Below are 7,983 nucleotides of genomic sequence, written 5' to 3'. Positions count from 1 at the left end.
GGTCATGGCTGGCGCAGACGTCGCTGCGCCGCGCCGCAGCCGAGCTGCTGGGCATGCCGCGGAGCGCCGAGCCGACTCCGGACCGCTCGGTCACCGATGTCTCCGGTCACACGCAGGAGTTCACGGTCGCGGGCCGCCGCATCACGACCGCCGCGCCCGCGATGAGCTATCCCGGCGGACCGGCCCACTTCGCGGCGCCTCGACCGTGGGGGCAGGACGATCCGTCGTGGGTGTGAGCGCCGGCGCGCCACCGGACAACCGAGTGCACCTCAAGACGGGAGCCCGAGATCGGCCAACCTCAACTCTGCCAGGGAGCCCACGACTCGTAGCCCGGGTTCGCGGCGCACGGGCAGTGCCGTCTCCACGGCGATCACGCGGGCGCCGACCGCCCGCCCGGCGGCGATTCCAGAAGGCGAGTCCTCGAGCACGACCGCGTCGCAGGGTTCGATGCCCAGCGCCGCGGCCGCCTGTCGGTACGGCGCCGGGTCCGGCTTAGCACGTTCGACGTCGTCGCCCGAGACGACGACGTCGAACACGCCTGCGGCGCGGGCGACGGCCGCGGCGACCTCGGTGGGAGAGGACGTCACCAGTGCCTGTGGGATGCCCGCCGCCGCAATGTCGCCGGCGAGCTCTATTGCTCCGCGGTGCCACGGCGCGGCCCCGGCTGCCGCGGCCTTGTCGATCCGGTCGGCCACCTCCTGCGCCATGATGCGCACGATCCGATCCGGTGGCAGTCGCACGCCCCGCTCACGCAGAAGGCGCGCGGTGTTCAGCAACGGCGTGCCGACGACCGCGAGTGCGTCCTCGTGAGCCCAGCGAGCGCCGTACTGCTGCGCCAGCCGAAGCTCGGCGTCCAGCCACAGCGGCTCGGTGTCCGTGAGGGTCCCATCCATGTCCCACAGCACGGCGGCCGGCGCGGTCATGAGTGCGCCTCGGGCTGCACACGGTGCCAACGACTCGCACCGGTCATGGCGGCGATCACGTCTTCATACCGTGTGGATCGCGCGTCGAATGACCCGTTGTTGCGGCCGTGTCGCAGCACCTCTATGCGGTCGGCGACCGCGCGCACATCGCTGATGCTGTGGCTGATCAGGATGACTCCGACCCCCAGTTCGCGCAGGTGCTCGATATAGCCGAGCACCTGCGCTGTCTGCGCGATCGACAACGAGGCGGTCGGTTCATCGAGAACCACCAGGCGCGGAGAGCCCACCAGTGTGCGCGCGATGGCGACGCACTGGCGTTGTCCCGCGGAAAGGTCGGAGACCGGAGCGTGCAGGAGCGGGATGCCGCCCCCGAGCTGGTCGAGATAGCTACGCGCGAGCTTGTCCATCTTGTCGCTGTCCATCAGCCCGCCACGGATCACTTCGTGCCCAAGGAAGATGTTCGCGACGACATCGAGGTTCTCAGCGAGCGCGAGCTCCTGGAAGACGGCGGCGACACCGTGGCGGAATGCGCTGCTGGGGTTCGGCAACTCCGTCACGACCCCGTCGAGGCTGATCGTGCCCTCGTCCGGCACGTACACGCCCGACACGATCCTCGCCAGCGTCGACTTTCCTGCGGCGTTGTCGCCCACCAGAGCGACGACCTCACGCCGATGGACCACGAGATCCGCGTCGACGAGCGCCTCCACTGCGTGGAACCGCTTCGTGACGCGTCTCAACTCGAGCACGGGCGTTTCGTCACGAGACATGTTCACCTCTCCCCTGGACGGTCGCCATCGACCGCCTCTGGTCGAATGCCAGGGCAACCAGTCCCCGCACTTCCGCCTGCTGTCCCAGTTCTCCCGGAACCACTTCGACCCCGTCATCGCCGGTCAGGGGCACGCGACGAGTGACCGCGTCGCGCAGCGGCGCGAGCAGTAGCTCCCCGGTTTCAGCCAGCTCACCGCCGACGATGATCCGCTGAGGATCGAACGCGAGTGCAAGCCCCGCGACGACCGCGCCGATCGCAGCTCCCGCGTCCGAGATCACCTGGCGACACCCCGGGTCACCTTCGACGGCGAACCGGATGAGGTCCCGCAGCGTGATCCCGCTGCGAGACATGCGCAACAGATTGGTCAGTGCCTCGGCACCGACCACGGTGTTCAGGCAGCCGCGGCTGCCACAGGGGCAGATCGCGCCTGCAGGGTCCACTTCCACGTGCCCGATCTCTCCCGCGATGCCCCGTCGACCGCGGTGCAGCTGTCCACCGACCACGAGTCCGGCGCCTACCAGGTGCGAGGCGCGGACGAACACGATGTCCGAGCATCCGCGACCGGCGCCGAAACGGCTCTCCCCGAGTGTGCCAGCCGTAGCATCCGTCTCGACGATGATCGGGATCCCGAGCCGCCGCGCGAGCACCTCGCGGATATCGGTGTCCTCCCACCCATCGAGCACCCCCCGCGCGCGGATCATTCCGGTGCGAGGGTCGATGGCGGCGGGGAGCGCCACGCCTGCGCCAACGATTTCGGACAGCTCAGCACCGAGGGACTCCACGAGGTCGACGACCAGAAGGGCGGCACGGTCGAGCGTCGTGTCCACACGGTGGTCGGGTGGCAGCGGCAGCACGCGTTCAGAGAGGCCGTCGTGACCACTGTCGCCGATGAGCACGCGCAGCGAGCGTTGGCCGATGTGAATGCCCACTGCAAGTCCGGTGCGCTGGGCGAGGGTGACCAGTTGTGCACGCCGACCGGTGCGGACGGTGGAGCGGGTGTCCACCACTCCTTGATTGAGCAGCAGCTTGACGATGGTCGACACCGTGGCCTGCGACAGCCCGGTGGTCGCGGCGATCTCGACCTGGGTGAGGGCACCGTGACGCCGGATCGCTTCGACGATGCGCTGGCTGTTAGCCTCACGCAACGCCGACTGCGACCCGAACTGGGGCGTCGACGTCCTCACATTCGGCATCGTAGCCGGACGGCGGCGCACAAGGTTCGACTTCCGAATCGAATCGCTTCGATGCCTTCATTTCTTGAACACAGATCCGCGATTTTCTCGCAAGGACGCAAGGCGGAGCGAGCTCTTCCCGCACTTCCTTGGCATCAGACTCGCCAGATCACCGCGAGATCGACCGCTTTGACATCGAGACTCGAAGATAACGTTTTGGTATCGCCGATGAAACTCGATTGCGTTGCGAGCCGCGCGACTCTACCTTCGAGACTGTCAACAGCGACGCATCAGATCGACACAAGGACGTTGAGATTCTCATGGCAGACAACTCGGTCATCCTCGAGATGCGCCACATCGTGAAGGAGTTCCCCGGAGTGCGGGCCCTCGACGACGTGACGATGGCTGTGCGCAGGGGCGAGATCCACTCGATCTGCGGCGAGAACGGCGCCGGCAAGTCGACCCTCATGAAGGTGCTGTCCGGCGTCTATCCGCACGGTAGCTATGGCGGCGAGATCTTCTTTGATGGTGCCGAGGTCCAGTTCCATGACATCAAGGCGTCCGAGCGCGCGGGCATCGTCATCATCCACCAGGAGCTCGCACTCATCCCTGAGCTCTCCGTGACGGAGAACATCTTCCTCGGCAACGAGATCGTCCGCCGCGGCGTCATCGACTGGGACGCTGCTCGGCTGCAGGCGCTCGAACTCATGGCGCGCGTCGGGCTCGAGACCGACCCGAACACGCCGATCAAGAACCTCGGTGTCGGCCAGCAGCAGCTCGTCGAGATCGCACGTGCCCTGTCCAAGAACGTCCGCCTGCTCATCCTCGACGAGCCGACATCGGCTCTCAACGAGGAGGACTCCGCGAATCTGCTGGACCTGATGAAGGGCCTCCGCGCCCGCGGCATCGCCCAGATCATGATCTCCCACAAGCTCAACGAGATCGCGGCCGTCTCCGACTCCGTCACCGTCATCCGCGACGGCCGCACGGTCGAGACGTACGACGTCGAGGCGGGCCACGTCGACGAGGACCGCATCATCCGGGCGATGGTCGGACGCTCCCTCGACAACCGCTACCCCGAACACACGCCGAACGTCGGCGAGGTGCTGTTCGAGGTGCGCGACTGGGTCGTCGAGCACCCGCAGTTGCCCGGCCGACTCATCTGCAAGAACTCCAGCTTCGTCGTCCGCCGCGGCGAGATCGTCGGCTTCGCAGGACTGATGGGCGCGGGACGCACGGAGCTCGCGCGATCCCTGTTCGGGCGCTCGTACGGCCACTATCGGTCGGGTGAGATGTTCCTGGGCGGCAAACAGATCCACCCCGCCACGGTGCACCAGGCGATCGGCGCTGGCCTGGCATATGTCCCGGAAGACCGCAAGAGTCTCGGGCTGAACCTGCTCGACACGATCAAATCGACGATCGTGTCGGCGAACCTGGCCGCCATCGTCCGTCGCGGACTCATCGATGCCGACGAGGAGTTCCGCATCGCCACCGGCTATCGCCGCTCACTGCGGATCAAATCGCCGTCGGTGGACGCCGGTGTCTCGACGCTGTCCGGCGGTAACCAGCAGAAGGTCGTGCTGGCCAAGTGGATGTACCCGGACCCCGAAGTGCTGATCCTCGACGAGCCGACGCGCGGCATCGACGTCGGTGCGAAGTACGAGATCTACAAGCTCATCCAGCAGCTGGCCGATGAGGGCAAAGCCGTCATCGTCATCTCGTCCGAACTGCCCGAGCTGCTGGGCATCAGCGACCGCATCTATACCATCTGCGAGGGCCGGATCACCGGCGAGCTCGCCGCAGGTGAGGCCGACCAGGAGTCCCTGATGCGCCTCATGACCACGACGTCGGCGGATGCCGCGTAGCGCCCACGAACAATCGACTCCAGAACACAGACAAAGGACAAGGACGATGAAGTCAATCAAGCAGGTGCTCGGCGGCGACCTCCGCCAGTACACGATGGTCTTCGCACTGATCGCGCTGCTGCTCGCGTTCAATGTCTGGTCGGGAGGACGCATGCTCACGTCCTCGAACTTCCAGAACCTGCTCTCCGGCAACGCCTACGTGCTCATCCTCGCGATCGGCATGGTGATGGTCATCGTCATCGGCCAGATCGACCTATCCGTCGGTTCGGTGGCGGGCGTCGTCGGGATGAGCGCAGCGCTGTCCGCCCGCGATCTCGGCTTCACGTGGTGGATGGCGATGCTGGCCGGCCTTGTCATCGGCGCCGCGATCGGTGCCTGGCAAGGCTTCTGGCTCTCCAAGCTCGGCATCCCGGGGTTCATCACCACCTTGGCAGGCATGATGATCTTCCGTGGCGCCGTGATCTGGATGAGCGACTCCATCAGCGTGCCCGTGCCCGATGAGTTCCGCTACTTCGGTGCTGGCTACCTGCCCGAGTGGGGACCCGCCTTCACCGGTATGAACAACTCGACCCTCCTGCTCGGGATCGTCGCCATCCTCTTCTTCGGATGGTCCGAGGCGCGCCGCCGCCGCGCCCTGATCCGCTCGGGCGCGGAAGCGCCCCCCGTGTGGGTGAGCTTGACGCGCTTCGCCCTGATCGCGCTCGTCCTCGGCTATCTCACCTGGATCTTCGGCTCCGGCCGTCCTGGAACATCGTTCCCGGTCCCCGGGCTGATCCTGGTCGTGCTGATCATCGTGTACCACACCATCACCCAGCGCACGGTCTTCGGTCGTCACATCTACGCCGTCGGCGGCAACAAGGCGGCGGCCGCACTGTCCGGTGTGAACACCCAGCGCACCTACTTCCTCGTGATGATGAACATGTCGATCCTCGCGGCGCTCGCGGGCCTTCTGTTCGTCGGTCGCTCCACCTCGGCGGGACCCTCCGATGGCACGATGTGGGAGCTCGACGCTATCGCCGCGGTGTTCATCGGCGGCGCCGCCGTCTCCGGCGGCATCGGAACGGTGATCGGCTCGATGGTCGGTGGCCTCGTCATGGCAGTGCTCAACTCGGGACTCATGCTGATGGGTGTCGGCGCCGACAAGACCCAGATCATCAAGGGACTCGTCCTCCTGGCAGCCGTCGCCTTCGACGTCTACAACAAGCAGCAGGGCCGTCCGTCCATCACCGGACGACTTTTCGCCAGCAAGCAGCCAGGCTCCGTCGGCGGCACGTCGGCACCCGAGACTCCCGTCGCCGTGTCCGCTGGCTTGCGCGATGATCCCTCCGCCGCGAAGGAGCCGGAAGGCGCTGCGCGCCGCTCCTGACCTCCCTCCCCCGTACGTCGCCTGGACCGAGCCCTCGCAGTGGAGGGCGTGGTCGAGTGCGCGCGCGAACCCGCAGTAAACCCACCATCACAGTAAGGAAACCAACATGAAGCTCAAGAGAACGAAGCTCGGCGTCGCCGCCGCCTTCCTCGCGGTCGGTGCTCTCGCCCTGAGCGCGTGCAGCGGCGGCACGCGCGGAGAAACGGACGCCTCCGATGCAGCCGGCTCCGGATTCGCAGCCGACGCGACGATCGGTGTGTCGCTGCCCTGGCTCGGCACGCAGAACTGGAAGGAAGCGGAGACGCTTTTCACCAAGGACCTGGAGGATGCCGGCTTCACGCCCCTCGTGCAGGCGGCCGACAACAAGGTTCCGCAGCAGCAGCAGCAGATCGAGGCCATGATCGAGCAGGGCGCGAAGGTCATCGTCGTCGGTCCGGTCGACGGCACCCAGCTGGGAACCGTGCTCGAGACCGCACACGACGCCGGCGTGACCGTCATCGGCTACGACCGACTGATCGAGAACACCGAGGCCGTCGACGCCGTGGTCCAGTTCGGCAGCATCCGCACGGGTGAGCTGCAGGGCCAGTCTCTGCTCGACGGTCTCGCCGAACTCAAGGGATCAGGCCCGTACAACATCGAGCTGTTCGGCGGGGGGCCTGCGGACCCGAACGCCCCCGCATTCTTCGAAGGGGCGATGTCGGTCCTGCAGCCGAAGATCGACGACGGCACCCTCACCGTGGTGTCCGGCCAGACGGAGTTCACGCAGGTCGCCACGCAGGACTGGGACAACGCCAAGGCCCAGTCGCGCATGGACTCGCTGCTGTCCGGCTTCTACAGCGACAAGAAGATCGACGGCGTGCTCTCGCCCAACGACGGCATCGCCCGCGCCATTCTCACCGCGTCGGAGCAGGCCGGCCAGGAGCTGCCCGTCGTCACCGGCCTGGACGCCGAGAACGAATCGGTCGTCTCGATCTGGGAAGGCAAGCAGTACTCCACCGTCGCGAAGCCCACGGAAGAGCTCGTCGGCAAGACGATCGAACTCATCAAGGCCCTGCAGTCCGGCGAGGGCCTGCCCGCGGCCGACGAGACCGCTGACAACGGCAAGAAGGAAGTCGACATCTACCTGCTCGACCCGGTCGTGGTCACCAAGGCCAACGCCAAGGAGATCTTCGCGAACGACCCGGCGCGGCTTGAGCTGCTGCAGTAAACGCATCATTCGAACAGTGGTCGGCAGGAGCTCTCCTGGCGGCCACTGTTTGGTTCGCCGCTCGCCGATCAGCTTTTCGGGGGCGCTGCCGCGCGCGTGGGGGCGAGAGAACCTGCCTCAGGTGGCGACACTTCCGCGTTGCGCTAGAGCGACGTGCGATAGTCCCGGTGGCCACTGTGAGTGAGCGTCAATGCCGAACCGCGTGCGTGATCGGTCGCCCACGGCCGGCGCGGAGCGCGACGACGACGACGCAGAGCAGCAACGTCGCCGCGCCCCAGATCGCGCACGCCGGCGGCAGCACACGGTACGCGAGGTGCTGCGCCGTCCAGGTGGGCGTCAGCGGGCCATAAGCGGTGAGGCCGATCAGCCAGGCGACGACGAGAACGGCCGGCAGCGACGCCCACCACACCACTCGCACCGCCGACGGCAGAAGACGCGGGAGGGACGCCGCGGGCTCGCGTCGCCGCAGCCAGATCACTCCGGCTGCGGCGAGAACGGCAAGACCCAGCAGACTCGAACCGTGCTGGATCCACTTGTAGCCGGTCAGCGGACCCCACTGCTCCTCAAGGGCGGGGAACAGGCTGAGGCCCCAGCGCCCCTCGTGGGTGAAGGCATCCCACGCGATGTGCGAAAGCACGCCGAGGGCGAGCGAGAGCACGACGAGCAGCACGAAGACGACCC

7 protein-coding genes and 1 pseudogene are annotated in these 7,983 nt (G+C 66.9%); 4 read left to right on the top strand and 4 right to left on the bottom strand.

Annotated features, from left to right (window positions below):
• Positions 1-236 (top strand): annotated as a pseudogene (locus tag WBP48_RS13120) (carnitine dehydratase); the annotation flags it as partial.
• 33 nt (positions 237-269) lie between these two features.
• Here WBP48_RS13120 and WBP48_RS13115 read toward each other — a convergent pair.
• The 3 genes from WBP48_RS13115 to WBP48_RS13105 are packed head-to-tail and all read right to left on the bottom strand — an operon-like array spanning position 270 to position 2,876.
• On the bottom strand, positions 270-923 hold the full coding sequence (locus WBP48_RS13115) for an HAD family hydrolase (protein WP_424441122.1): 654 nt from the start codon (positions 921-923) through the stop codon (positions 270-272).
• Positions 920-1,690, bottom strand: coding sequence for an ATP-binding cassette domain-containing protein (locus WBP48_RS13110; protein ID WP_424441120.1), 771 nt, complete (start codon positions 1,688-1,690; stop codon positions 920-922). The genes WBP48_RS13115 and WBP48_RS13110 overlap by 4 nt, the downstream gene beginning before the upstream one ends.
• Positions 1,680-2,876: an ROK family transcriptional regulator gene (locus tag WBP48_RS13105; protein WP_424441118.1), complete on the bottom strand. Its 1,197-nt coding sequence runs from the start codon at positions 2,874-2,876 to the stop codon at positions 1,680-1,682. Before WBP48_RS13105 ends, WBP48_RS13110 begins: the two co-directional genes overlap by 11 nt.
• Positions 2,877-3,184: 308 nt before the next feature.
• On the opposite strand from WBP48_RS13105, the gene mmsA reads away from it, so the two are divergent.
• The 3 genes from mmsA to WBP48_RS13090 all read left to right on the top strand — a co-directional run bounded on the left by mmsA (position 3,185) and on the right by WBP48_RS13090 (position 7,302).
• Complete coding sequence (gene mmsA, locus WBP48_RS13100; RefSeq protein ID WP_424441116.1) at positions 3,185-4,729, top strand: multiple monosaccharide ABC transporter ATP-binding protein; 1,545 nt, start codon at positions 3,185-3,187, stop codon at positions 4,727-4,729.
• A gap of 46 nt (positions 4,730-4,775) precedes the next feature.
• Positions 4,776-6,095 (top strand): sugar ABC transporter permease, encoded by a 1,320-nt coding sequence (locus tag WBP48_RS13095; protein WP_424441114.1) that lies wholly within the window; start codon positions 4,776-4,778, stop codon positions 6,093-6,095.
• Positions 6,096-6,201: 106 nt separating this feature from the next.
• Positions 6,202-7,302, top strand: a complete 1,101-nt coding sequence (locus tag WBP48_RS13090; RefSeq protein ID WP_424441112.1) for a sugar-binding protein — start codon at positions 6,202-6,204, stop codon at positions 7,300-7,302.
• A gap of 187 nt (positions 7,303-7,489) precedes the next feature.
• Here the strand turns inward: WBP48_RS13090 and WBP48_RS13085 are convergent.
• Positions 7,490-7,983, bottom strand: a 494-nt coding sequence (locus tag WBP48_RS13085) for a DUF4184 family protein (RefSeq protein ID WP_424441110.1), incomplete at its 5' end; no start/stop codon positions are given.

The organism is Microbacterium sp. (assembly GCF_049661145.1).
Classification (GTDB): domain Bacteria; phylum Actinomycetota; class Actinomycetes; order Actinomycetales; family Microbacteriaceae; genus Microbacterium.
Note: the sequence above shows the minus strand (reverse complement) of the source record. Positions and strands in the feature narration are given on the sequence as shown.

What these genes read in the sequence shown, in the direction of transcription:
- WBP48_RS13095 (WP_424441114.1), top strand. Translation starts at nt 4,776, where the DNA reads ATGAAGTCAATCAAGCAGGTGCTCGGCGGCGACCTCCGCCAGTACACG.
- mmsA (WP_424441116.1), top strand. Translation starts at nt 3,185, where the DNA reads ATGGCAGACAACTCGGTCATCCTCGAGATGCGCCACATCGTGAAGGAG.
- WBP48_RS13115 (WP_424441122.1), bottom strand. Translation starts at nt 923, where the DNA reads ATGACCGCGCCGGCCGCCGTGCTGTGGGACATGGATGGGACCCTCACG.
- WBP48_RS13090 (WP_424441112.1), top strand. Translation starts at nt 6,202, where the DNA reads ATGAAGCTCAAGAGAACGAAGCTCGGCGTCGCCGCCGCCTTCCTCGCG.
- WBP48_RS13110 (WP_424441120.1), bottom strand. Translation starts at nt 1,690, where the DNA reads ATGTCTCGTGACGAAACGCCCGTGCTCGAGTTGAGACGCGTCACGAAG.